Below are 24,128 nucleotides of genomic sequence, written 5' to 3'. Positions count from 1 at the left end.
CGGATGTTAACAATGCAGGTGGGTCAGTTTTAGATGATCATAACCCACCCAAGTGGGTCACTTTTGCATGCCGATTCACACACCATCGAAGGCATCATGGAAAACCCAGATCTGGTCGGCGGACAGTTCAACAACTGCCCCGATGGCTGGGGCTGCCGCGTTGTCAGCGACAACCTCGTCCGCGCGCTTGATCTCGAATCCTCGGGCATCGAGGTGTTCAATCACGGTTCGGGCGAAACGCTGGCGACCTCGATGGGGTCGGCCGTGACCGACAATGAGCCGTGGTTCGGCTACTATTGGGGTCCGACCGTGCCGATGGGCAAATATGACATGACCCGCGTCGAACTTGGCGATTACAAGGAAGATGCGTTTGCGAACCTGCAAAACCCCGACGCCGACAATCCCGAGGTGTCGGAATTTCCGGCGGCGCCGATCCTGACCGCAGCGACAAGCGCGTTCATCGAAAACAACCCGGACGTGGCAGAGTTCTTCACGAACATGACGTTCGAGACCAGCACCATGAGCGAATTGCTGGCCTGGGCCGATGAAAACAATGCGTCTGACGAAGAGACGGCTGCGTATTTCCTTGGCACGTACAAGGACCAGTGGTCCGCGTGGCTGAATGAAGACGCACGCGAGAACCTCGCGGCCCTTCTGCAGTAACAAAAACACTTTTCCAGCGGGGGCGGCCAAGGTGCCGCCCTCTGCCCTTTTTTCCGCCCACCGACGCAAGCATTTTCGCGACGTGCGGGCATACCGTCACGCATCACAGGAGCGTTTTGATCCATGGCCACCTATGACTTCCTGTTCTCGTCTCTTGGCTTGCAGGACTGGTGCAGCAGCGGCGGCAGCAGCGGCCCGGTGTCCCTTTCGGCTCTGCGCGACAGCGCCCGGGGGCAGGACGCGGCCGACATCTCGATCTGGGAGTTGCCGTTTCCGTCGATGGACGCGCTCAACGCGGCGTGCCAATCCTTTCCGCGCTCGCGTGAGCTTACACTCGGGCTGGAGCGCGGCTTCTTGTCGATCAAGGACAGCCTCAGCTTTGTGCTGGACCCGCTGACGCAACCGCTCAGCTGGGCGCTGGAAGGCGCGCTTTACGGCGTGCTCAACACGCCTTGGTGGATCATCATCCCCGTTCTGATGCTTGTGACATGGATGGTGTCGCGCTCTTATGCGTTGCTGGGATTCGTCGCCGTCACCTTTCTGGGGCTCGCGTTCATCGACCACTATGATTACGCGATGCAGACGCTGGCGATCATTCTTGTCTGCGCCTTCATATGCGTCATCTTCGGCGTGCCCATAGGCATCGCCATGTCGCGGTCGGATACGATGCAACGCATGACGATCCCGGTGCTCGACATGCTGCAGACCTTGCCGCCCTTCGTCTACCTGATCCCGCTGATCTTCCTGTTCAGCGTGACCGAGCCGAAACTCTACGGCATCGCCATCATCCTTTACGCTATCGTGCCGGTGATCCGCCTGACAAATCTGGGCATCCGCATGGTCGATCAGAACGTGATCGAGGCGGCGGACGCCTTTGGCATGACCGACCGGCAAAAGCTGTTCGGCGTGCAGGTGCCGCTGGCGCTGCCCAACATCATGGCCGGCGTCAACCAGACCATCATGATGAGCCTTGCCATGGTGGTGATCGCCAGCCTTGTCTCGGCCCCCGGTCTGGGTGTGCTGGTGCTGCGCGGCATCCGGAATCTTGAACTGGGCACAGGTCTTGTTGCGGGGCTGGGCATCGTGTTGCTGGCCGTGGTTCTTGACCGTGTCACCAAGGCGTCGCTTGCGCGCATCAACACGACCCACAAAGCGTAAGGACAAACCCGATGGCCGATAAACGAACCTTGTTGGAAATCCGGAATCTCTACAAGATTTTCGGCGCCGAACCCCAGTCTGCCCTTGAACGTGTCAAAGGCGAAGGACTGGGCCGGACCGAACTTATGGATCAGACCGGGCATGTGCTGGCCCTCAGTGACATCAACACCAAGATGCGCGAAGGCGACATCACGGTGATCATGGGGCTGTCGGGGTCGGGCAAGTCCACGCTAATCCGCCACCTCAATCGCCTGATCGAACCTACCGCGGGCGAGATCCTGCTGGATGGCGATGACGTGCTGGCCATGTCGAACGATGATCTGCGCAGGGTCCGCCGCGAACGCATGTCGATGGTGTTCCAGAACTTTGCGCTGCTGCCGCACCGCACCGTTCTGGACAATGCCGGCATGGCCGCGGCTACCCGGGGCGACAAGCGTGCCGATTATGAAAAGGACGCCCGCCAATGGCTGGAGCGTGTCGGACTGGGTGGCAATGCCGACCAGTATCCGCACGAATTGTCGGGCGGGATGCAGCAGCGTGTCGGGCTGGCCCGTGCGCTGGCGTCGAACGCGCCGATCATGCTGATGGACGAGGCGTTTTCGGCGCTCGATCCGCTGATCCGCACCGACATGCAGGACCTGCTGCTGGAATTGCAGGCCGAGCTGCAAAAGACCGTCGTCTTCATCAGCCACGATCTGGACGAGGCTTTGAAACTGGCCGATCATCTGGTCATTCTGAAGGATGGGTATGTCGTGCAGCAGGGCGAGCCGCAGAAGATCCTGCTGGAACCCGAAGATGATTACATCGTCGACTTCATTTCCGACATCAACCGCGCGCGGGTGCTGCGGGTACGTTCGGTGATGAACAAAAGCGGCGATCCCGCAACCGCGAATGCGGTCGAGGTCGATCACGACGACACGCTGGAATCGGTTCTGGCCAAGTCCGAGGGCGAGATGCAGGCCCGCTTTGTCGTGACCCGCGACGGGGCCACCGTCGGCACGCTGGACATGCCCGAGGTGGTCAAGGCACTGGTGCCTGCTGAAGCCTCGGAAAGCGGGATGCGCACGCAGGCCACCTGAGGGCGATGATTGTTCGTTGAGGGTTAGCGCACCAACACCTGCGCCACCAGATCGGGCAGATGCGCAAAGTCGTCAAAGGCATGGGTGTGGTAAAGCTGGTCCACCGGCGTCTTGCGATAGCCTTGGGTGAACAGCAAAAACGGCACGTCCGCGCGCTGTGCGGTTTCGGCATCCACCTCGCTGTCACCGACATAGATCGCAGGGCCTTTCCCAAGCCCGGCGAATGCGGCGTGAAGCGGGGCGGGATCGGGTTTGTTTTGCGGCAGGCTGTCTCCGCACAGGATGGTGGCAAAGCGGTCGGTCAGCCCAAGATGGTTCAGCACAGCCAGGGTCGGGCCCTCGGGCTTGTTGGTGCACAGGCCCAGAGAATTCCCTTGGCTTTGCAGCACATCCAGCGCCGCACAAACCCCCGGGTAGATCACGGTGAGGGTCACCGCCGATTCATAGGCCGCGACGAAATCGGCATGCAGTCGCGCCTGTGCGCTATCAGGAAGGCCGCGCGCCGCCCGCATCCTTGCCACGAACACCGCAGCCCCGTTGCCGATGAAACCACGGGTTTCCCGTAGCGTGATCTGCGCCGCGCCTTCACGCGCCAACAACCTGTTGGCTATGGCCTGAATATCGGGCGCGCTGTCGATCAGCGTGCCGTCAAGATCAAAGACGATCCGTGCCATGAAACCCCCGTCGCGCCCCACGGCGCAGTATTGACGGCGGGCCGCAAGATGCAAGGCGAGCAAGTCGGAAACTGCGGGAAAAACCGTCACAAGCCAACGTCATACGAACGATACATGAACGCGCTAGAGTGCCACCCTGAGGTCGAGCAGGACGCCGCGATATGACACAGTTGCCCCCACTGCGCCTGACAGGCGCGGATATCCTACGTGATGGCGAGATGCAGCGCCGGTCACTGGCCGTCGAGAACGGTCGGATTGCGCGCGGCCCTTTGCCGCCCGTGGACATGACGGGCTACCTGATCCTGCCGGGCATCGTCGATCTGCACGGACAGGCGTTCGAGCGTCAGATCGCACCGCGTCCCGGCACGCTGCTGCCGGTCGAAACCGCCCTGCGCGCCACCGCACGCGAGGCTGCGGCCCATGGCGTGACCACTGCCTATATCGCCCAGCGATGGGGATGGGAAGGCGGGATTGCCAGCCCTGATTTTGCCGAGAACGTATTGCAGGGCGTGTCGGATGTCGCTGTCGCGGCCTTGATCGACATGCGTGCGCAACTGCGTCTGGACACCCATACCGCCGACAGCCAGCAGCGCCTGCTGCACGCCATACGCCGCCATGGCGTCGATCTGGTGGTGTTTCACGACACGCTGGGCGCATCCGGTCAATGGTCCGAAGACCCGGCCCTGCAAGCCCGCACGCTGGGCGTGCCGCTTGCCGCGTTCGAGGCGGCGAGGACCACTGCCAAGGGCCAGTCGCGGCTGGTGCCGCGCCACCTGTGCCAACTGGCCGAGGCATTCGACACGCTGGGCGTCACCTATGGCAGCCACGGCGACATGGATGGTGAAACCCGCGACCGCTATCGCCTGCTGGGCGCCTATGTGGCGGAATGCCCCGCCGATCCGCGTGCCGCCGCCGTCGCCCATGCCACCGACGGGCCGGTGATCCTGCCTGCACCGGCGTTGATTCAGGACGACCCCCGGCAATGGGCCATGCTGCGCCGGGGCCTGTGCGACATTCTGGTGTCCGATTGCCACTATCCCAGCCTTGCCCACGCGGCCTGGTCGCTGGTGGACACCGGCCAGATGGACCTGCCCCGCGCCTGGAGCATGATTTCGGCCACGCCGGCGCACCTGATGGGAATGCATGATCGCGGGCGGCTGGATCACCGGGCACGGGCCGATTTTGTGGTGATGAACGCCACCACGCGCGAGATCGAACTGACAGTGTCTGCCGGTCGGCTTGCCTATCTGTCGGGCGAGGCCGGAGCGCGCCTGATGGCGTCTTTAAGCGAGGCGCGCATCGCAGCCGAATGATGCGCGCCCCTGCGGTTTCGGTCAGACCATGCCTTCGGACTTGGCCCAATCCAGTGTGCGGTCCAGCATCACGCCCATGGTGCGCACGATCTCGTGCACGTCATCCTCGGTCACGATCAGCGGCGGGCACAGGGCCAGCGTGTCGCCAAGGTTGCGACAGATCATGCCCTCTTCGTGGCCGATCTCGAACGCCTTGCCCCCCAGCTTGCCGACGGGATCGAACGGGCGCTTGGTGTCCTTGTCCGCCACCATTTCCAGCGCCGCGATCAGGCCGGTGCCGCGCACCTCGCCCACCAGCGGGTGATCCGCGAACTTGCGCAGCCCCTCCTGGAACGGCACCGACATGCGCGCGGCATTGCCGATCAGGTCACGCTCTTCGATGATCTTCAGGTTCTCCAGACCGACTGCCGTGGCCACCGGGTGACCCGTGGCGGTGTAGCCGTGGCCGAAGGTGCCGATGGAATGGGTATTGTCGGCGATCACGTCATAAACCGCCTCGGAAAACACCACGGCGGCAAGCGGCATGTAGGAAGATGTCAGCTGTTTGGAGGTGACCAGGATATCCGGGCTGAACCCCATCTTTTCGCAGCCGAAGGTGGTGCCCAGGCGGCCGAAACCGTTGATCACCTCGTCCGACACCAGCAGGATGTCATACTTGCGGCACAGCGCCTCGATCCCTGGCCAGTAGCCTTCGGGCGGGACCATCACGCCACCGGCGCCCATCACCGGCTCGCCGATGAAGGCGGCGATGGTTTCGGGGCCTTCGCGCAGGATGGTTTCCTCGGCCTCTTCCAGCAGACGCTGGGTGAACTCGGCCTCGCTCTCGCCGTCATTGCCGAAACGATAGAAATGCGGGCAGGTCAGATGCACCACGGGGATGGCCGGCAGGTCGAAATGCTTGTGATTGTAGGGCAGACCCGTCAGGCTGCCCGATGCCACGGTGATCCCGTGATAGCCCTTGGTCCGGGCCAGGAATTTCTTTTTCTCGGGCCGACCCAGCGCGTTGTTGTAGAACCACACCATTTTCACGACGGTATCGTTCGCCTCGGACCCGGACGAGGTGTAGAACACCCGCGTCAGGTGCTCGGGCGTCATCTCGACCAGCTTTTCGGCCAGACGGATCGACGGTTCGTGCGATTTATGCGCGAAGGTGTGATAATAGGGCAGCTTTTGCATCTGCGCCATGGCGGCATCGCACAGGCGCTGCTCGTTAAAGCCGACGGCCACCGACCACAGGCCCGACAGCGCCTCGATATATTTCTTGCCGTTCGAGTCGTAGACATGGATGCCCTCGCCCCGGTCGATCACGATGGGGCCTTGTTCTTCGTGCTTGCGGGCATCCGTATAGGGGTGCAGCGTGGTGCTGATATCCGCGATATGCAGCGAGTTGGACAGCGGCGTGGTCATGGCGCGACTCCCTTTCAGTCATGGTCATGGCAATTGGGCCGTATCCTTACGGATCAGCCGCGCCGGGGCCAGCAAAATCTGATCAAATTCTTCACCAGCCTGGGCAGTAGGCCTCATTCGCCAGCAAACAAGGCAGCGCGCAGGGGTCAGGGGCGCGTCGCGCGGGCATATCCGCGGTCAAAGTAGATCAACGGCGCGCCATCGCGCACAAGCCGCACCGCCGCCACCTCGCCCACGAACACACGATGCGAGCCGACAAGTATGTCATGCACCAGCCTGCAATCGAAGGCGGCGATGGGATCATCCAGCATCGGACACCCGGTTTCGCCTGCGTGCCAGGTGCCGATCGTGAACTTGTCCTCGCCCGTCAGGCCCTTGCGACCCGCGAAGGTATCGGAAATCTCGGCCTGATCCTCGGCCAGAAGATTGGCGCAAAACGCCCGGTTGGTGCGAATCCGGTCGCATGTCAGCGACTCTCCGTGCACGCATACCAACAGCGAGGGCGTGGGCGTATCCACCGACACCGAAGTCATGGCCGACACGGTCACCCCGCCCTTGCCGCCGATCCCGTCCGTCGTGACCACGCAAACCGATTGCGCCGCTTTCGACATACCCTCAAGAAACTCTGTTTTCATTGGTTTTCTGCCCCAGATTCCAAAGCGGTGCACGGGTCTGACCCGCGTCTAGCGCAGAACCGGCCCGATCACCATGCCTAGATGTGGCCTGCCCCGCCCATGCGACAAGCGTGATATCTGCGCAAAAGGCAGAGCGCAGACCACGACAGACCGGGGTGAGGTTTCGGATACTGCCGATGCAAGAAATCACTGGCTTGTGCGGCACACCTGCAATGCCGACATGGGGGCCGACCAGAAGGAATACGGCCGAAATGGTTGACGCCCTGCGCATCCGAGCCGTCGAGGGTCAGCCCGCCTGACGCAAAACGCAGATGGAATAATGGTCACGTCTGTCATTGCGCCGGACCTGCGGCATTGGGGTTTCCTTGAAACCGTGCGCTGTCCATGACCGCCAGTGCCGGGTCGCGATCGTACGCCGCCGACCTCCCGCCTACGTCTCCGCCGCCTCCTGAAACCGGTATCCGATCCCGGGTTCATTCCGGATGAGAGTCGGGTTGGATGGATCGTCTTCGAGTTTCTTGCGCAACGCGCGCACGGTAACCCGCAGGTATTCGACGTGATCGGTATGGGCCGCGCCCCAGACCTCGCGCAGCAGATGGGTGTGGGTCAGAACCTTCCCCGGATGGCTGGCAAGGGCAGCCAGAAGGGTGAATTCCTTCGGTGTCAATTTTACTTCCACACCGCTTTTCCAGACCGCATGGGCGTCAAGATCGATCCGCACAGGCCCGACCGACAGTTTGCGCTGCCGCCCCTGGCTCTGGTCCGCCCGGCGCAGGCACGAACGTATGCGCGCCAACAGTTTCTCGGTATCGAAAGGTTTCGTCACGTAGTCATCCGCGCCAAGGTCGAGCGCGGTGATTTTTCTGTCGATGCCTCTCGGGCGGTCAGCACGATGATCGGCACCGCCTTTTCACGGAACGCGCCGATCAGTTCCAGCCCGTCGCGGTCAGGCAGGCCCAGATCCAGCAGGGCAATTTGCGGCGGTGTACCCGCAAGCGCTGCAAGAGCCGCCTTTGCGCAATCGGCCTCGACGGTTGCATAGCCGTTACGCTCCAGCGAGACGCGAAGCAGGCGCCGGATGGGCATTTCGTCATCGACGATCATGATGCTGCCGCTCATGCGATATCCTCCATATCGACCTGGACGATCGCACTGGACGGAATGCGTATCGTGAATCGGGACCCGCCGCGATGACGTCGCGCGGCCTCGACAGCAAAGCCCATCGCTTCGGCAAAGCCCTTGACGATCGCAAGACCCAGCCCCGAACCGCCTGTCCTGTCCGAAGTCTCGCCACGGGCGAAGCGGTCAAAGATGCGCTGTTCGCTGCCTTGGGGGATACCCGGTCCACCGTCCAGCACGTCGATCACCGGGCCGCGTCGTCCCATCCGGGCAACGATCTCGATCGGTTCATCTGGCGGCGAATACTTGGCCGCGTTGTCGACGAGATTCAGCAGGGCATGGTTCAACAACACAGCGTCAGCCCGCACCAGGGGCAGGTTCGGGTCGATCGAGGTCTGCACATTGCGTCCTTCAAGGATTTTGGACAGGTCACCGACCGCCGAGGCGATCACGTCGGTCAGATCCGTGGGGGCGAGATCGGGCGTCACGGCACCTTCCTCGATCCGGGTCAGATCCAGAAGATCAGAAAGAAACCGGTTGAGCCGGCGCGCCTCGCTCCGCACCGTCTCGACGAGGTCCGCTTCCTCGCCCGTCGCCGAGAGCGCCTCGGCCGCGGCGGTCACCGCTGTCAGGGGCGTGCGCAGATCATGGCTGAGCGAGGCAAGCAGGGCCGCGCGCAGGCTTTCGCGCTGCCGGACCACCTCCATGTCGCGCATGTCGGTCTCGAGCTTCAGCCGCTCATGGGCAAGGGAAGCCTGATCGATCAGGCTTTCGGCCAGCGCCGCACGATCCGCCGGAATCCGGGGGGCCACGGAAGCCCAGAACCGCCAGCGTCCCGAGCGACGTTTTCAGCGGGCGGAACTGCCATTTGCTTGCGGTCAGCGTGCTGGTCCCCAACCCGGCATCTTCGCCATGCTCCATCGCCCATTCAGCGGCTGCACGACCTGTGGGGCTCAGCTTCGGCTTCGTTTGACCATAGGGGGTAATCGTCACGCCGTCGCCCGACTGGTGCAGCACGATGGTCTGCACGGCCAGCAGCGTCCGCAACTCATCGCGGATCAGATGCGCGGTCTCTTCGGTGGTGCTGGCGGCCCCGAGGCGCGTGGCAAATCGGGCAAGACCGGCATTGTCGCGCGCGCTGCGCATGGCAAGGGCCGCAGCCGCCCGCGCGCGCGCCGCAAGCTGCCCGGTGATGATCGCCACGATCACCAGCAACACGGCGGTGATGACATTGGCCGGGCCGTAGATGATGAAGGTGTAAAAGGGCGGCAGGAAGAAGAAGTTATAAGCAATCCCGGCTGCGATGGCGGCGACCAGACCGGCGCGAAACCCGTAAAGGCTGGCGCTGTAGATCACCGGCAAAAGATACAGCAAGTCGATCGGCCCGCGCCCGATCCAGCCCTGCGCCAGAAAGGCCGCAAGCGTCAGCGCCGCGACCGATCCGATCCCGACCGCGTCGCCTTTCCACGTACCGTCCGGCAACCAGCGTCGCCAGTCGCGCCCGCGCGATGTTTCGTCAAACGGGATCACGTGGATCGCAACGCCCGTTGTCTTGTCCAATATGTCCTGCACGATCCCGTCGCGCTGTTTCAGCCATCCGCCGCGTCCGCGCGACTTGCCAAGGGCAAGCTGCGTGGCGCGCACCTCCTTGCACTGGGCCAGCATCGCCTCCTGCACGGACGTGGCCGGGACCGATTGCAAGGTAGCGCCCAGCGAGGCGGCAAGTGACAGGTTGCGCGCAAGCTGGGTGTTTTCGGCATCGCTGAACCGTGCGGCAGCCGGGGTTTCGACATACAGCGCGACGAGCGGTGCCTTGAGCGCATCCGAGAGCCTTTTGGCCGCCCGCACGACCTGCTCGCCCCCGGCAGCCTCCGAGATGGCGACAAGGATGCGCTGCCCCCGGCATAGCCGCCTTCCTTGCCGGTGACGCTTTGATGTTCCTGAATGCGCGCGCCGACATATTGCGCGGCATGGCGCAGGGCGAGTTCGCGCAGGGCCAGCAGGTTGCCCTTGGAAAAGAAGTGATCGAGCGCGTGGCGTGCCTGATCGGGGACATAGACCTTGCCGTCGCCAAGCCGCTTGATCAGGTCTTCGGGCGGCAGGTCGATCAGTTCGATCTCGGCATTCTCGAACACCTTGTCGGGTGCATATCGGCACTTACTTTCCAACGGACAGCGGGAAACCAGCGTTCACGCCATGAGGCAACCTGCGAAGGAACGTCGCAAGCCGTTTTCCTGACGGCTGCCTCATCACGCAAAAAGCCGGTGCCGTTCGAAGAGGTCGTCATGTCAAAACGGAAGAACCGGAGTGTGGCAGCGGTTGGCCTTGCCACCCTTGCCATCAAAGTCGCGTCAAACTGGGCACGGTTCGACCCCGCGTGACCTGACAGCGCCCTGCACCGACAAGCGTGGGGCATTTGCACGGGTTGTTGGCAAGCGACTCTTCGCAGTAGCTGATGATATGCCTGTCGCCTCAAAAACAAACTTAGCTGCGCGAGGATTACGCGCGGCTTACGTACATGTTTTTACTTAAGAACAGTGGTGAGCCGTGCAGGATTCGAACCTGCGACCCACTGATTAAAAGTCAGTTGCTCTACCAACTGAGCTAACGGCCCACTAGGCGGGCTACTTAGAAAGAGCGTGGTGCAGGGTCAACCCCGAAAACGTGGTTTTCGTCCTGATCTCTGGATTCATTCCCGGACGGGGCGTATATGCCGCCCCATGAACACACGCGCGACCCAGATTCCCTTTATGAAGATGCACGGGCTTGGCAACGATTTCGTCGTTGTGGACGAGCGCGGGCGCGCGCCCATGGTCGATGCCGCTCTGGCGGTTGCGATGGCCGACCGGCATCGGGGCGTGGGGTTTGACCAGTTGGCGGTTATGCGGGGCAGCGAAGCCGCCGATGTGCGTCTGGTGTTCTACAATGCCGATGGCTCGTTCTCGGCGGCCTGTGGCAATGCCACGCGCTGCATCGCGCGGTATGTGATGGGCGAAACCGGGCAGGATTCGGTGCGCCTCCAGACCGATCACGGCATTCTGGCGGCGCGCGATGCGGGGGGTGGCCTGACGGCGGTGAACATGGGTCACGCGCGCACCGACTGGCATGCGATCCCGCTGGCTCAAGAATGTGACACGCTGCACCTGCCGATTGACGGCACGCCCACGGCCACCTCGATGGGCAACCCGCATTGCAGCTTTTTCGTCACGGATGCCGAGGCAGTGGAGCTTGCCGTGCAGGGACCGCAGATCGAGCATCATCCGCTGTTCCCGCAACGCACCAACGTGCAGTTCGTCCATGTCGCAGGCAAGGACACCCTGCGGATGCGGGTGTGGGAGCGCGGCGCAGGCATCACGCTGGCCTCGGGGTCGTCATCCTGCGCGGTGGCGCATGCGGCCTGGCGGCGCGGGCTGGTGGGGCGCGACGTGACCCTGCGGCTGGATGGCGGCGAGATCGGCATACGCATCGCCGAGGATGGCATCTGGATGACCGGCCCCACGGCGCATGTGTTCGATGGCGTCTGGCGGGTCGCATCATGACCGCGCCCAAATTCACCACGCTGGGCTGTCGGTTGAACGCCTATGAGACCGAGGCGATGAAGGATCTGGCCGCGCAGGCGGGCCTGGGCGATGCGGTTGTGGTCAACACCTGTGCCGTGACGGCCGAGGCCGTGCGCAAGGCCCGGCAGGAGATCCGCAAGCTGCGGCGCGACAACCCGGGCGCGCGCATCATCGTGACCGGCTGCGCCGCGCAGACCGAACCCGAGACATTTGCCGCGATGGACGAAGTCGATCATGTGATCGGCAACACCGAAAAGATGCAGGCAGGGACATGGGCGCGGCTGGCCCCCGATTTCGTGGGCGAGACCGAGCGCGTGCAGGTCAACGACATCATGTCGGTGACGGAAACGGCAGGTCATCTGATCGACGGCTTCGGCACGCGCAGCCGCGCCTATGTGCAGGTCCAGAACGGCTGCGATCATCGCTGCACCTTCTGCATCATCCCCTATGGCCGGGGCAATTCGCGCAGCGTTCCGGCGGGCGTGGTGGTGGATCAGATCAGGCGGCTGGTCGACAAGGGCTTTAACGAGGTCGTGCTGACCGGTGTGGACCTGACAAGCTGGGGGGCCGATCTGCCGGGCGGGCCGCGTCTGGGCGATCTGGTGATGCGCATCCTGCGCCTGGTGCCCGATCTGCCGCGCCTGCGGATCAGTTCGATCGATTCGATCGAGGCGGATGACAACCTGATGCTGGCCATCGCGACCGAGCCGCGCCTGATGCCGCACCTGCATCTGTCGCTGCAGCATGGAGATGACCTGATCCTCAAGCGGATGAAGCGGCGGCATCTGCGCGACGATGCGATCCGGTTCTGCGAGGAGGCGCGGCGGCTGCGCCCCGACATGACCTTTGGCGCGGATATCATCGCCGGGTTTCCGACCGAGACGCAGGCGCATTTCGACAACTCGCTGCGGCTGGTGGCCGAGTGTGACCTGACGTGGCTGCACGTGTTTCCCTATTCCGCGCGCCCCGGCACGCCTGCGGCGAAAATCCCCAACCGGGTGGATGGTCCGACGATCAAGGCGCGCGCCGCCGCGTTGCGGGCCGCCGGTGACGCGCAGGTGGCCCGGCATCTGGCGGGTCAGCAGGGGCAGACCCACAGGGTGCTGATGGAAAACCCGCGCATGGGCCGGACCGAGCAGTTTACCGAAGTGACGTTCGCCAGCGACCGCCCCGAGGGGCAGATCGTGACAGCCACGATCACCGGCTCCAGCGGCGGGCAATTGACGGCACTGTAGTGGACTGGCGGGAATTGTCGGCTTTGGCTCTGTCCCAACGGGCCATGGCAAGGTAGCCAGCCGGAAAAAGGAGCACAGATGCACCCCAATCCCGCCTTTCGCAAGATGCCTGCCGACCGCAACCTGGCCTTTGCCCGAGCGCAGGGATTCGGGATGCTCGCCGTCTCGACGCCCGGGGCACCTCTGATCAGCCATATTCCTTTCCTGCTGAACGAGGCGGGCAGCGAGGCGGGGTTTCACCTTGTCCGTTCGAACCCGATCTGCCGGTTGGCGGATGAGGAGTTGCCCGCGCGGTTGGCGGTGCAGGGGGCGCACGGTTATGTCTCGCCCGACTGGTACGGGATGGGCGATCAGGTGCCGACGTGGAATTACGTTGCCGTCCATCTGATCGGGCAGGTCGAGCAACTGCCGCAAGAGGCGCTGCGCCCGATGCTGGACGATCTGTCCGAGTGGTTCGAATCCGGGCTGGACCCCAAGCCGCGTTGGCGCGCCGACAAGATGCCAGACGACCTGATGGATCGGATGATGCGGCAGATCGTGCCGTTCCGCCTGCGGATCGAAGAGGTGCAGGGCACGTGGAAGCTGGGCCAGAACAAGCCCGAGGCCGCCCGGCTGGGCGCAGCCGAGGGGCTGCAGGGGCGCGACCCGGCGCTGGCGGCGCTGATGCGCGACCCGCCGGAAGCCTGAGCCATTGCATCGCGGCCCAAGCTGGCTAGGCTGCGCGGCAGACATTGGAACAGGATTCCCGCCATGAAGCTCATTACCTCTCCGGCCTCGCCCTATGCCCGCAAGGTGCGCGTGCTGATCCACGAGGCCGGTCTGACCGACGACATTCAGGAAATGCAGGTCAAGACCACGCCCATGGCCACAGCGCCCGAGGTGGCCGCCGCCAACCCGCTGGGCAAGATCCCCGCGCTGATCCGCGATACCGGGCCTGCGATCTATGACAGCCGGGTGATCTGTCGCTACCTGGACGACCGGGGGCAGGCGGGGCTGTATCCGCAGGCACGCCTTTGGGAGGTCCTGACGCTTGAGGCGACGGCCGAGGGCATTCTGGATGCGGCCATCGGCATCGTTTATGAACGCCGGTTCCGCCCCGAGCACATGCAGTTGGTCGATTGGCACGATGCGCAATGGGCCAAGGTGACCCGCGCGCTGGATACGCTGGGCAAGATGTGGATGAGCCATCTGAGCGGTCCGCTGGACATGGGGCAGGTCGGCGTGGGCTGCGCACTGGGCTATCTGGATTTTCGCCATGACGACCGCGAATGGCGCAAGGGACGCGGGGCGCTGGATGACTGGTACGCCGCATTCGCCACGCGCGAGTCGATGCAGGCAACCGAACCGCGCGACACTTAGGGCCGTTTTGTGGGCCTCATCCCGGCCCGCCTGCGGCAATCTATCCCTTGAGGTGGACGCAGCTGACCCTAAACCATGATACAGGCGACGCAAGATTGCCTTTTCGACCGGTATGCGCCGAAGTTCGGCGGATAAGTCGCGCAGGAAGTTCAACTGCGCTGGAATGTCCGCTGGACTGCACCGGCAAGCACCGTTAGAAACGCGCTCGGAATTGGCTGCAATCGGAGCGGCCGTACTCGTATTGGCCGGTTACGGCTGAAGAAGGAGATAACCTCGTGTCCCACGCAGAAGATCACGAAGGCACCCGCAGAGATTTCCTCTACTACGCCACGGCTGGCGCAGGTGTCGTTGCCACGGGTGCGGCCGTCTGGCCGCTGGTCAACCAGATGAACCCCTCGGCCGATGTTCAGGCGCTTGCCTCGATCCGGGTCGATGTGTCCGGCGTGTCCGAAGGCTCGCAGCTGTCGGTCAAGTTTCTGGGCAAGCCGGTCTTTATCCGCCGCCGCACGGCAGAAGAGATCGAAGCCGCCCGCGCCGTGTCGCTGGACGAGCTGCCCGATCCTCTGTCGCAGAATCCCAACAAGCCCAACACCGATGCCAGCGATGCCAACCGCGCGATGGACGAAAACGGCGAGTGGCTGGTGATGATCGGGGTGTGCACCCACCTCGGCTGCGTGCCGATCGGTAATGGCGCAGGTGACTTTTCCGGATGGTTCTGCCCGTGTCACGGGTCGCACTATGACGAGGCCGGCCGGATCCGCCGTGGCCCCGCTCCGCGTAACCTCGATATACCGGTCGCCGAATTCATCGACGACACGACGATACAACTGGGATAAGGAAACGCGCATATGTCCGGAATTCCGCACGATCACTACGAGCCGAAGACAGGGGGCGAAAAGTGGCTGCACAGCCGTTTGCCCGTCGTCGGCCTGCTGTACGACACTGTCATGATCCCCACACCCAAGAACCTGAACTGGATGTGGATCTGGGGCATTGTCCTGACCTTCTGCCTGGCGTTGCAGATCATCACCGGGATCATCCTGGCGATGCATTACACGCCGCATGTCGATCACGCCTTCGCGTCGGTCGAGCACATCATGCGCAACGTGAACGGCGGGCACATGATCCGCTATCTGCACCAGAACGGGTCGATGCTGTTCTTTGCTGCCGTGTATCTACACATCTTCCGCGGTCTTTACTATGGCTCCTACAAGGCCCCGCGCGAAGTGACCTGGATCATCGGCATGCTGATCTACCTGCTGATGATGGGCACGGCCTTCATGGGCTACGTTCTGCCCTGGGGTCAGATGTCGTTCTGGGGTGCCACGGTGATCACCGGCCTGTTCGGCGCGATCCCCTTTATCGGCTCGGGAATCGAAACCTGGCTGCTGGGCGGCCCGGCGGTGGACAATGCCACGCTGAACCGCTTTTTCAGCCTGCATTACCTGCTGCCCTTCGTCATCTCGGCGCTGGTTGCGGTGCATATCTGGGCCTTCCACACCACCGGCAACAACAACCCCACCGGGGTCGAGGTGCGCCGCGGGTCGAAGGAAGAGGCCGAGCGTGACACGCTGCCCTTCTGGCCCTACTTCGTGATCAAGGACCTGTTCGCCCTGGCGATCATCCTGGCCGTGTTCTTTGCCATCGTCGGCTTCATGCCGAACTACCTGGGCCACCCCGATAACTACATCGAGGCCAACCCGCTGGTGACGCCCTCGCACATCGTGCCCGAATGGTACTTCCTGCCGTTCTACGCGATCCTGCGCGCCTTTACCTCGGATGTCTGGATCGTGATGTTCGCAAGCTGGATCACCGGTGGCATCATCGACGCCAAGTTCTTTGGCGTGCTGGCGATGTTCGGTGCCATCGCGGTGATGGCCCTCGCCCCATGGCTGGACACCAGCCGCGTGCGTTCGGGCCGGTATCGCCCGATGTTCAAGTGGTGGTTCTGGATCCTCGTGGTCGATTTCATGGTCCTGATGTGGCTGGGTGCAATGCCTGCGGAAGAACCCTATGCCACGTTCTCTCTGATCGCTTCGGCCTATTGGTTCGCGTATTTCCTGATCATCCTGCCGCTGCTGGGTGTGATCGAAAAGCCGCTGCCTGCACCGGCCACGATCGAGGATGACTTCAAAGCCCATTACGGGCCTGCCGAGACCCCGGCGGAATAAGAAAGGACCAATGGAAATGCTGAAGCAACTCGCGATTTCCGCAGCGGTAGCCCTGGCTCTTTCGGCCGGGGCGGCCACAGCGGCCGGCGAAGACGGAATTGTGGAGACTTTCGATTTCTCCTTCAAAGGTCCGTTTGGCCGGTTCGATCAGGCCCAACTGCAACGCGGGCTCAAGGTCTATACCGAGGTCTGCGCCGCCTGCCACGGGTTGGAGTATGTCCCGCTGCGCACCTTGGGTGACGAGGGCGGACCGGGATTCTCGGAAGATCAGGTGCGCGCCTATGCGGGCCAGTTCGAGGTCTTTGACGAAGAACTCGACGATTTTCGTCCTGCCGTGCCGACCGATCACTTTCCGGGATCGAACCTGGAAACCGCCCCTGACCTCAGCGTGATGGCCAAGGCGCGGGCGGGTTTCCACGGGCCCTACGGTCTGGGGATCAACCAGCTTGTCAACGGCATCGGCGGCCCGGAATACATCGCATCGCTGCTGCTGGGCTATACCGGCGAGGAAAAGGAAGAGGCAGGCACGCTCTACTATGAGAACACTGCCTACCCTGGCCGGTGGATCGCCATGGCACCGCCGATGGACGATGGCTGGGTCGATTTCGACGATGGCGCGGACAACTCGCTGCGCGAGATGTCCAAGGATGTGTCGGCGTTCCTGATGTGGACAGCCGAGCCGAAGATGATGGCGCGCAAGCAGTCGGGCTTTGTGGCCGTGCTGTTCCTGACGGTGCTGTCGGTCCTGCTGTACCTGACCAACAAGCGCATCTGGGCGCCGGTCAAGGGCAAGAAGAACGCCTGATCCATCGGGTCCAAGACATGGAAAAACCCCGCGCATGACGCGGGGTTTTTTCGTTCAGACGCCCAGATAGGCGCGCAGCCCCGGTGGCGGGTTGTCCAGCAGGGCGGTTGTGTCTGCGGGTGGGGCCGCCCGGCCTTCATCGACAAGGATGGTCCGGGGGCACAGGCGGCGGGCATCCCCGGGCGCGTGGCTGACCATCAGAAGGGTGGCGCCGGTCTCGTCCAACAGATCCGCCACCAGATCCAGCATCTCGGACTTCAGGGCAGGCCCCAGCGCGGCAAAGGGTTCATCCAGTGCGATCAGGGGCTTGCGCTGCACCAGAACCCGCGCCAGCGCGGCGCGCCCCTGCTGCCCACCCGACAGCTGCGCAGGCAGGCGTGCGCCCATGCCGGGCAGGCCGACGCGGGACAGGGCAGTGTCCACCGTCGCGCGGTGATCGGCTGTCAGGCGCAGAGCGGGGCGGATGCCCAACCCGACATTCTGCGCAACGGTCAGGTGCGGAAACAGGTTGTTGTCCTGAAACAGCATGGCGATCGGGCGCGCGGCGGGCGGTGCGTCCGTGATGTCGGTATCGGCCCAAAGGATGCGTCCCGATGTCAGGGGCAGGAACCCGGCCAGCGCGCCAAGCAGCGTGGATTTGCCGCCACCGCTGGGGCCGATGATGGCGACGCGGGCGCCTGCGGGCACAGTGAAATCCGCACGCAGGTCAAAGTCACCCTGCCGGATATGCACGCCTTCAAGTCGCAGCATGGTCGCGCCCTCCGCGGTCGAACAGCCAGAACAGCCCGAGGCTGAGGATCAGCAGCACCAGCCCCGCACCCGCGGCATGATCCATCCGGTAGGCCCCCATCAACCGCAAGATCTGCAGCGGGAGAGTGGCCGTGTCGGGATCGGCAAAAAGCGCGATCACCCCCAGATCGCCCATGGCCAGCGCCGCCGCCAGCCCGGCGGCAAAGCCCAGAACGGGCCGCAGACGGGGCCAGATCAGCCAGCGCAACCGCGCCGCCCCACGCATCCCCAGCGATGTGGCCAGCCGGCCATGGGTCGCCTCGACCTCGCGCAGTCGGGGTAGGATCACCCGCAGGGCAAAGGGCAGCGCCATGGCCGCATTGACCAGCGCGGTGACGGGCAGGGCCAGCCGGGCCGGATCGGCAAAGGGATGGACCATCAGAAACAGCCCCGTGCCGATCACCAGCGGCGAGATCGCCAGCCCCAGCAGGCCGAATCCTTCGATCCAGCGGTGACGCAGGGCCAGCAGGGCCAGCGCCATCGCCATCATGATGCACAGCGCGGTTGCGACCAGCGCCACGCCCAGCGACACCGCCGCCGCCTGCCAGACCTGCGCGGGCAGGGTCAGCACGCCCACCGCCCCGCGCCACACGATCGCGGCCAGCGGGGTCAGCAGGAACGCCGCGGCCAGTGCGATCAACCCGGCGTCCTGCGTGCGCAGCAGGGGTGTCTCGGCCTCCCACCGGCGCTGGGGACGGTCCAGCCCGCCGCCAAAGCCCGTCACGTCGCCCGCGCGCAAGGCCAGCATTGCCGCCCCCATCACCAGCGCCAGTTGCAGCGCCGCCAGCACCGCCGCGCGGCCAAGGTCGAAATCAAAGCGGAACGCCTGATAGATCGCCAGTTCCAGCGTGGTGGCGCGCGGACCGCCACCCAGTGTCAGCGCGACCGCGAAGCTGGACAGGCACAGCGCAAAGACGATCAGCGCGGCGCCGGGCAGGACGCTGCGCAGCATGGGCCGTTCCAGCACCCGCAGCACGGTGGCGGGCGGCATGCCAAGGCTGGCGGCCAGCCGGAACCGCTCGGCCGGGATGGCCTGCCAACCTTGCAGGATCATCCGGGTGGCCAGCGGCAGGTTGAAGAACACATGCGCCAGCACCACGCCATGCAGGCCATAGATCTGTATCTGTGGCAGGCCCAGCCACGCCAGAAGGTCATTCGCCACGCCGCCGCGCCCGAACACCGCCAACAGGCCCAGAACCGCCACGATCACCGGCAGGATGAAGGGAGCGCCCAGAAGGGTGATCAGCGCCCCGCGCCCCGGGAACCGCCGCCGGGCCAGCGCACGCCCTACCGGCACCGCCAGCGCGACCGAGATCAGCGCGGACAGCACCGCCTGCACCACGGTGAACCGCAGCGCGGCCAGATCGGCGGCCCCCGGCCAGCCTGCCCCGCCCGCGCGCGCCAGCACCGCCGCCAGCGGGGCCAGCAACAACGCGCACAGCATCAGCCCGGCCAGCCAGCCGGGCCAGAGCGGCAAAGCGGGCCGCGCAGGGATCACCGTGTCAGCGCGGCCTGCCATTCGGCAATCGCGTCATCGCGCAGGGCGCGGGCCTGTTCCGGGTCCAGCAGCAGCGCCTTTCCGGGGGTGATCAGGGTGTCGAACCCGTCGGGCAGGCCGCCCTCGGGTGTCACCGCCGGATACATCCAGTTGGTTGTCGGGATCACCGACTGGAACGCATCGGTCAGCATGAATTGCAAAAACTGATCGGCCAGATCGGGGTGATCCGTGCCCGCCAGCTTCGCCGCGACCTCGACCTGCATGTAATGGCCTTCGCTGAAGGGGATGGCGCGTTTGCTGGCGTCATCCTCGGCAATCAGGTGATAGGCAGGCGAAGTGGTGTAGGACAGCACCATGTCGGCCTCGCCCTCCAGAAACAGGCCGTAAGCCTCGGACCAGCCGGGGGTCACGGTGACGATATTGTCGGCCATCCCTTCCCAGATCTCGCCCGCCTGATCGCCATAGGCGGCCTTGACCCACATCAGCAGGCCCAGACCGGGGGTCGAACTGCGCGGGTCCTGGATGACGATGCTGGTGCCGCTTTCGCCAAGGGCGCGGAAATCGGTCGGGGCCTCCACCTCCGCGCCCGCGACAAAGGCGAAATAGCCCCAGTCGAAAGGCAGGAACATGTCATCCTGCCACGCCACGGGCAGGTCGAAATCCGCCTGCACGCCATGCGGGGCGAACAGCCCGGTGTCGCGCGCGGCGGCGGTCAGGTTGGTGTCCAGCCCCAGCACGATATCGGCCTGCGTGCGCGCGCCTTCCAGACGCAGCCGCGCCAGCAGGGCGGCCCCGTCGCCAGCGCCCACGAATTGCAGCGTGCAGGCGCAGGTCTCTTCGAACGCCTCCTTGATCTGCGGTCCCGGGCCCCAGTCGGACACGAAACTGTCGTAGGTATAGATCGTCAGAACGGGCGAGTCCTGGGCCACCGCCTGGGTGGCGGCCAACAGGCCCGTGGCAAGGAACAGGTGACGCATCGCATCCTCCATCTGCTGCGACGGGCGGGGGGGCGAGTGAATTGGAGGATGATCCAAAACCTTCCCTCCGCCGGTCTTAACCGGATCAGGTTCAACGGGTTCGCATCTGCATCTCAGCCACAAGGGCACCCCGAGGTGTCTGCGACGCTATCGCCACCGGAACGCAGGTGCAAGGGCTGGCGGCGGGCGCGGGAATCGGGTTATGACAACGGTACGACAGGGGCGTTCCGCGCAGGCGGGGCTGAGAAGCACCCTTTGAACCTGAACCAGATCATGCTGGCGGAGGAAGTCGCGGTTGCCCCCTGATCCGGGGCGCGGTCGGCCCTTCGCGACGAAAGGACGACAATGACCGACTGGGGCACCCACCTGAGAACGATGCGGGCCAACGCGCCCTTGGTGCAGAACATCACCAATTTTGTGGCGATGAACGTGATGGCCAACGTGATGCTGGCCGCGGGCGCGTCACCCGCGATGGTGCATGACGCCGGTGAGGCGGGCGAGTTCGCGGGCATCGCGCAGGCGCTGACGTTGAATATCGGCACGCTCAGCCCCGACTGGCTGCGCGGGATGGAGGCGGCGGCGCAGGTCGCCCACGATCGTGGCAGCCCTTGGGTGCTGGACCCGGTGGCAGTGGGCGCCACGGCGATGCGGCGCGATGCGGGCGCGCGGCTGCTGGCGCTGAAACCCTCCGTGATCCGGGGCAATGCGTCGGAAATCCTGGCGCTGGCGGGCACGGCGGCAGCGGGCAAGGGGGCCGATGCCGCCGACAGCGTGGACGCCGCAGAAGGGGCCGCGCGCGATCTGGCGCGGCTGACGGGCGGTGTGGTCGCGGTGACCGGGGCGCAGGATTTCGTGACTGATGGCGCGCGGGCGTTTCGTGTGGGCAACGGCCACCCGATGATGCCGCGCATCACCGTGATGGGCTGCTCGCTGACCGGCATCGTGGCGGCCTTTGCCGTGGGGCAGGACACGCTGCGTGCCACGGTTGGCGCGCTGGCCTATTACGGTTTGGCGGGCGAGCGCGCGGGCGTGCAGGCGCAGGGGCCGGGCAGCTTTCAGGTGGCCTTTCTGGATGCGCTGCATGCCCTGACGCCCGAGGATGTCAGCGCAGGTGCACAGGTGATGCAGGCATGAGCATCGGCATCTACTTTGTAACTCCCGATGGCTGCGACGATGCGCTGGTGTGCGCGGCGCTGGCCGGTGGCGCGGGTCTGATCCAGTTGCGCGACAAGACCGCGACCGAGGCCGAGATGGTGGCGCAGGCGCGTCGATTGCTGCCGCTGTGCCGCGCGGCGGGCGTGCCGTTGATCGTGAATGACCGGCTGGAGGTGGCCTTGGCCAGCGGGGCCGACGGGCTGCACATGGGGCAGGGGGATGGCGATCCGGCGCAGGCGCGCGCCGCACTTGGGCCGGACCGGCATCTGGGGCTGTCGATCGAAACACAGGCGCAGCTTGCCGCGATGCCCAAGGGCGCGATCAGCCTGATCGGGGTCGGCCCGGTGCGTGCGACGGCCACGAAACCCGACCATGCCACCCCGCTGGGGCTGGACGGTCTGGCGCAGGTGGTGGCACACAGCCCAATTCCTGCGGTGGCCATCGGCGGCGTCGGGCTGGCGGATATCCCGGCGATCAGGGCCGCAGGCTGTGCAGGCGTGGCGGTGGTGTCGGCCATCTCCGGGGCCGATGATCCGCAGGCCGCAACCCGCGATCTGGTCAACGCATGGAGGCACGCATGATCCCCAACATCTTGTCTATCGCCGGGTCGGACCCGTCGGGCGGCGCGGGCATTCAGGCCGACATCAAGGCGATCAGCGCCAATGGCGGTTATGCCATGGCCGCGATCACCGCGCTGACGGTGCAGAACACGCGCGGTGTGCGCGGCGCGCAACTGATCCCGCCCGCCTTCGTCGCGGAACAGATCGGCGCAGTGTTTGATGATATCCGCGTCGATGCGGTCAAGATCGGGATGCTGGGCAGCGCCGAGATTGCGCGCGCGGTGGCCGATGCTCTGCGCGGGCGCGACGTGCCCGTCGTGCTGGACCCGGTGATGGTAGCCAAGGGTGGCGACCGTCTGCTGGCGGCGGATGCAGTGGCGGTGCTGCGCGATGTGCTGCTGCCGATGGCGGCGGTGATCACCCCCAACCTGCCCGAGGCCGCCGACCTGCTGGATCTGCCCGAGGCTGAAACCCGCGCCCAGATGCTGGATCAGGCGCAGGCGCTGCTGGCGCTGGGGCCGGGGGCCGTGATGCTGAAAGGCGGGCATCTGCCGGGGGATGACAGCCCCGATCTGTTGATGACCGCCGACGGGGCCGGATGGCTGGACAGCCCGCGCATCGCCACGGCCAACACCCATGGCACCGGCTGCACGCTCTCCTCGGCACTGGCCACGCAGCTTTCGATCACCGGCGATCCGATGGCGGCGGCGCGGGTGGCCAAGGCCTATGTCCAGGCGGCGATTGCGGCGGCGGACGGGTTGCAGGTTGGCGGCGGTCACGGGCCGGTCGATCATTTCCACGCGATGCGGGCGGGCTGACTAGCGCCGCAGGGCAATCCTTGCGGCCAGCCAACTGCACAGCAAAACGCCCGCGTCGATGGCGATCAGCGCGCGCATCTGGGCGGGGTCGGCCAGATCGACCTCGATCAGATACAGCGCCAGCGCGCCCAGATCCTCTTGCGCCGATACCAGCAGGAAGGCGCTGGCGTTGTTGACGAAATGCAAAACGATGGCCGGCGCCAGCGTGCCGCTGCGCGCGGTCAGGTCGGCGGCGGCGATGCCGAACAGCGTGGCCGACAGCATCAGCCAGATCGCATTGCTCCCCAGCGACGGGTCATTGTGCAGCAGCCCAAACAGCACCGAAGGCGCGACCATCCACGCCGCCGGATGCGAAAACCGCGCAGCCAGCTGTTGCAGAAGGTAGCCGCGAAAGAACACTTCTTCTGCGGTGACCTGAACCGCCACGGCCACCAGCGCCATGGGCAGCAGCATCGCCCATGGGACGAACGCCAGACCAGGGCGCAGGTCGGACATGTCCCACGGCGGCAGCAGCCACAGCACGATGCCCAGCAGCAGCACAGCCACCATAACCCGCACCCCCTGCAAAATGGCCAGCGTGGGATGGCCCAGCAGCGTGACGGGGCGGCGGTTGTGCAGCAGGTCGGCGCAGACAAGGGTGGCAATCAGGAAAAAGCCAAAGCCGAACAGGATGAACAGAACCGCGCCCGGGCCTTGGCTTGTCGCAGCGGCATAGCGCGCATAGCCCTCTGCCGGCAGCAGCGCCTGCGCCAGAGCACCGAATGCGGTCGCCATCAGCAGCGCAAGTGCCACGATCAGCGCAACGCCCGCGCCCAGACGCCACAGCTCGGCGCGCGGTACGGCGGGGGCGACAAAGGTGTTCAGCGGGGCGTAAGGGTTCTTCACGCGATGGCGGCCTGTCGGGTCAGGCAGGGCGCGACGCGGCGCGGCGCAGCACGTGCCAATAGGTTTGCCCGATCTCCATATCCGGTCCAAGGCCACGGTCAAGCAGGCGCTGATGCAGCTTGGGCAGGTTGTGGGCGGGCACATGCATCACAAGATGGTGCTCCAGATGATAATTCACCCAATAGGGCAGGGCAATCGCTTTTGGCATTAAGCCATTGCTATGTTTGTGAGAATCGAGCGCAGGAAGGTGTCATCCCAGCCTGCGCGC

General features: G+C 64.8%; 26 protein-coding genes, 1 tRNA gene, 1 pseudogene and 2 riboswitches. Of the genes and pseudogenes, 14 read left to right on the top strand and 14 right to left on the bottom strand.

Annotated features, from left to right (window positions below; translation table 11 throughout):
• Positions 1–96: 96 nt before the first annotated feature.
• The 3 genes from ACFTOW_RS15515 (at position 97) to ACFTOW_RS15505 (ending at position 2,900) form a co-directional block, all read left to right on the top strand.
• On the top strand, positions 97–663 hold the full coding sequence (locus ACFTOW_RS15515; protein ID WP_379917317.1) for a glycine betaine ABC transporter substrate-binding protein: 567 nt from the start codon (positions 97–99) through the stop codon (positions 661–663).
• Positions 664–786: 123 nt separating this feature from the next.
• Positions 787–1,821 (top strand): ABC transporter permease, encoded by a 1,035-nt coding sequence (locus ACFTOW_RS15510; protein ID WP_379917315.1) that lies wholly within the window; start codon positions 787–789, stop codon positions 1,819–1,821.
• Positions 1,822–1,832: 11 nt separating this feature from the next.
• Complete coding sequence (locus tag ACFTOW_RS15505; RefSeq protein WP_379917313.1) at positions 1,833–2,900, top strand: betaine/proline/choline family ABC transporter ATP-binding protein; 1,068 nt, start codon at positions 1,833–1,835, stop codon at positions 2,898–2,900.
• Between the two features lie 23 nt (positions 2,901–2,923).
• Here ACFTOW_RS15505 and gph read toward each other — a convergent pair whose 3' ends face one another.
• Positions 2,924–3,574, bottom strand: a complete 651-nt coding sequence (gph, locus tag ACFTOW_RS15500; protein ID WP_379917311.1) for a phosphoglycolate phosphatase — start codon at positions 3,572–3,574, stop codon at positions 2,924–2,926.
• A gap of 161 nt (positions 3,575–3,735) precedes the next feature.
• Between gph and ACFTOW_RS15495 the strand changes: the two genes are divergently transcribed.
• Positions 3,736–4,887 carry an alpha-D-ribose 1-methylphosphonate 5-triphosphate diphosphatase gene (locus ACFTOW_RS15495; RefSeq protein ID WP_379917309.1) on the top strand — a complete coding sequence of 384 codons (1,152 nt, stop codon included), beginning with the start codon at positions 3,736–3,738 and terminating at the stop codon, positions 4,885–4,887.
• Between the two features lie 21 nt (positions 4,888–4,908).
• On the opposite strand, the gene ACFTOW_RS15490 is transcribed toward ACFTOW_RS15495, so the two are convergent.
• From ACFTOW_RS15490 to ACFTOW_RS15455, 8 genes and pseudogenes are all read right to left on the bottom strand, one after another.
• Complete coding sequence (locus ACFTOW_RS15490) at positions 4,909–6,294, bottom strand: aspartate aminotransferase family protein (protein ID WP_379917307.1); 1,386 nt, start codon at positions 6,292–6,294, stop codon at positions 4,909–4,911.
• Positions 6,295–6,440: 146 nt separating this feature from the next.
• Positions 6,441–6,929: a flavin reductase family protein gene (locus ACFTOW_RS15485; protein ID WP_379917305.1), complete on the bottom strand. Its 489-nt coding sequence runs from the start codon at positions 6,927–6,929 to the stop codon at positions 6,441–6,443.
• A gap of 430 nt (positions 6,930–7,359) precedes the next feature.
• A complete protein-coding gene (locus tag ACFTOW_RS15480; protein WP_379917303.1) occupies positions 7,360–7,755 on the bottom strand; it encodes a winged helix-turn-helix domain-containing protein in 396 nt (131 codons plus the stop codon).
• Positions 7,752–8,048: a response regulator gene (locus tag ACFTOW_RS15475; RefSeq protein WP_379917301.1), complete on the bottom strand. Its 297-nt coding sequence runs from the start codon at positions 8,046–8,048 to the stop codon at positions 7,752–7,754. Before ACFTOW_RS15475 ends, ACFTOW_RS15480 begins: the two co-directional genes overlap by 4 nt.
• Complete coding sequence (locus ACFTOW_RS15470) at positions 8,045–8,860, bottom strand: sensor histidine kinase (protein WP_379917299.1); 816 nt, start codon at positions 8,858–8,860, stop codon at positions 8,045–8,047. The genes ACFTOW_RS15475 and ACFTOW_RS15470 overlap by 4 nt, the downstream gene beginning before the upstream one ends.
• On the bottom strand, positions 8,787–9,896 hold the full coding sequence (locus tag ACFTOW_RS15465) for a DUF4118 domain-containing protein (RefSeq protein ID WP_379917296.1): 1,110 nt from the start codon (positions 9,894–9,896) through the stop codon (positions 8,787–8,789). Before ACFTOW_RS15465 ends, ACFTOW_RS15470 begins: the two co-directional genes overlap by 74 nt.
• Positions 9,897–10,063: 167 nt before the next feature.
• A pseudogene (locus ACFTOW_RS15460) lies at positions 10,064–10,183 on the bottom strand (hypothetical protein); the annotation flags it as partial.
• 403 nt (positions 10,184–10,586) lie between these two features.
• Positions 10,587–10,662, bottom strand: a tRNA-Lys gene (locus ACFTOW_RS15455).
• 106 nt (positions 10,663–10,768) lie between these two features.
• Between ACFTOW_RS15455 and dapF the strand changes: the two genes are divergently transcribed.
• The 7 genes from dapF (at position 10,769) to ACFTOW_RS15420 (ending at position 17,178) form a co-directional block, all read left to right on the top strand.
• Positions 10,769–11,587, top strand: coding sequence for a diaminopimelate epimerase (gene dapF / locus ACFTOW_RS15450; RefSeq protein WP_379917293.1), 819 nt, complete (start codon positions 10,769–10,771; stop codon positions 11,585–11,587).
• Entirely contained in the window at positions 11,584–12,843 is a 1,260-nt protein-coding gene (mtaB, locus tag ACFTOW_RS15445) for a tRNA (N(6)-L-threonylcarbamoyladenosine(37)-C(2))-methylthiotransferase MtaB (RefSeq protein ID WP_379917291.1), read from the top strand. Before dapF ends, mtaB begins: the two co-directional genes overlap by 4 nt.
• A gap of 78 nt (positions 12,844–12,921) precedes the next feature.
• Complete coding sequence (locus ACFTOW_RS15440; protein ID WP_379917289.1) at positions 12,922–13,530, top strand: FMN-binding negative transcriptional regulator; 609 nt, start codon at positions 12,922–12,924, stop codon at positions 13,528–13,530.
• Between the two features lie 63 nt (positions 13,531–13,593).
• On the top strand, positions 13,594–14,202 hold the full coding sequence (locus ACFTOW_RS15435) for a glutathione S-transferase (RefSeq protein WP_379917287.1): 609 nt from the start codon (positions 13,594–13,596) through the stop codon (positions 14,200–14,202).
• 275 nt (positions 14,203–14,477) lie between these two features.
• Complete coding sequence (gene petA, locus ACFTOW_RS15430) at positions 14,478–15,038, top strand: ubiquinol-cytochrome c reductase iron-sulfur subunit (protein WP_379917285.1); 561 nt, start codon at positions 14,478–14,480, stop codon at positions 15,036–15,038.
• A gap of 12 nt (positions 15,039–15,050) precedes the next feature.
• Complete coding sequence (gene petB / locus ACFTOW_RS15425; protein WP_379917283.1) at positions 15,051–16,373, top strand: cytochrome b; 1,323 nt, start codon at positions 15,051–15,053, stop codon at positions 16,371–16,373.
• Between the two features lie 16 nt (positions 16,374–16,389).
• The gene (locus tag ACFTOW_RS15420) at positions 16,390–17,178 is read left to right on the top strand and encodes a cytochrome c1 (protein ID WP_379917281.1); all 789 of its coding nucleotides are present in this window, start codon (positions 16,390–16,392) and stop codon (positions 17,176–17,178) included.
• A gap of 54 nt (positions 17,179–17,232) precedes the next feature.
• Here the strand turns inward: ACFTOW_RS15420 and ACFTOW_RS15415 are convergent, their stop codons facing one another.
• From ACFTOW_RS15415 to thiB, 3 genes are read right to left on the bottom strand one after another with little or no spacing between them, the layout of a single operon-like run.
• Positions 17,233–17,928 (bottom strand): thiamine ABC transporter ATP-binding protein, encoded by a 696-nt coding sequence (locus ACFTOW_RS15415; RefSeq protein ID WP_379917278.1) that lies wholly within the window; start codon positions 17,926–17,928, stop codon positions 17,233–17,235.
• Complete coding sequence (locus ACFTOW_RS15410) at positions 17,915–19,486, bottom strand: ABC transporter permease family protein (protein ID WP_379917276.1); 1,572 nt, start codon at positions 19,484–19,486, stop codon at positions 17,915–17,917. The genes ACFTOW_RS15415 and ACFTOW_RS15410 overlap by 14 nt, the downstream gene beginning before the upstream one ends.
• The gene (gene thiB / locus ACFTOW_RS15405) at positions 19,462–20,442 is read right to left on the bottom strand and encodes a thiamine ABC transporter substrate binding subunit (protein WP_379917274.1); all 981 of its coding nucleotides are present in this window, start codon (positions 20,440–20,442) and stop codon (positions 19,462–19,464) included. Before thiB ends, ACFTOW_RS15410 begins: the two co-directional genes overlap by 25 nt.
• 45 nt (positions 20,443–20,487) lie before the next feature.
• A riboswitch (TPP riboswitch) is annotated at positions 20,488–20,585 on the bottom strand.
• 65 nt (positions 20,586–20,650) lie between these two features.
• Positions 20,651–20,747: riboswitch (TPP riboswitch) on the top strand.
• Positions 20,748–20,787: 40 nt separating this feature from the next.
• On the opposite strand from thiB, the gene thiM reads away from it, so the two are divergent.
• Genes thiM through thiD form a run of 3 tightly spaced genes read left to right on the top strand, consistent with a single transcriptional unit; the run spans position 20,788 to position 22,975 of the window.
• The gene (thiM, locus tag ACFTOW_RS15400; RefSeq protein ID WP_379917272.1) at positions 20,788–21,576 is read left to right on the top strand and encodes a hydroxyethylthiazole kinase; all 789 of its coding nucleotides are present in this window, start codon (positions 20,788–20,790) and stop codon (positions 21,574–21,576) included.
• Complete coding sequence (gene thiE, locus ACFTOW_RS15395; RefSeq protein ID WP_379917270.1) at positions 21,573–22,178, top strand: thiamine phosphate synthase; 606 nt, start codon at positions 21,573–21,575, stop codon at positions 22,176–22,178. Before thiM ends, thiE begins: the two co-directional genes overlap by 4 nt.
• Positions 22,175–22,975, top strand: a complete 801-nt coding sequence (gene thiD, locus ACFTOW_RS15390) for a bifunctional hydroxymethylpyrimidine kinase/phosphomethylpyrimidine kinase (RefSeq protein WP_379917268.1) — start codon at positions 22,175–22,177, stop codon at positions 22,973–22,975. Before thiE ends, thiD begins: the two co-directional genes overlap by 4 nt.
• Here the strand turns inward: thiD and ACFTOW_RS15385 are convergent, their stop codons facing one another.
• A complete protein-coding gene (locus ACFTOW_RS15385; RefSeq protein WP_379917266.1) occupies positions 22,976–23,860 on the bottom strand; it encodes a CPBP family intramembrane glutamic endopeptidase in 885 nt (294 codons plus the stop codon).
• Between the two features lie 19 nt (positions 23,861–23,879).
• A complete protein-coding gene (locus ACFTOW_RS15380) occupies positions 23,880–24,068 on the bottom strand; it encodes a hypothetical protein (RefSeq protein ID WP_379917264.1) in 189 nt (62 codons plus the stop codon).
• Positions 24,069–24,128: the final 60 nt, after the last annotated feature.

Source organism: Lacimonas salitolerans (genome assembly GCF_042677865.1).
In the GTDB taxonomy this organism is placed as follows: domain Bacteria; phylum Pseudomonadota; class Alphaproteobacteria; order Rhodobacterales; family Rhodobacteraceae; genus Lutimaribacter; species Lutimaribacter salitolerans.
The sequence above is the reverse complement of the archived record's forward strand: the minus strand, read 5'-3'. Positions and strand labels throughout refer to the sequence as shown.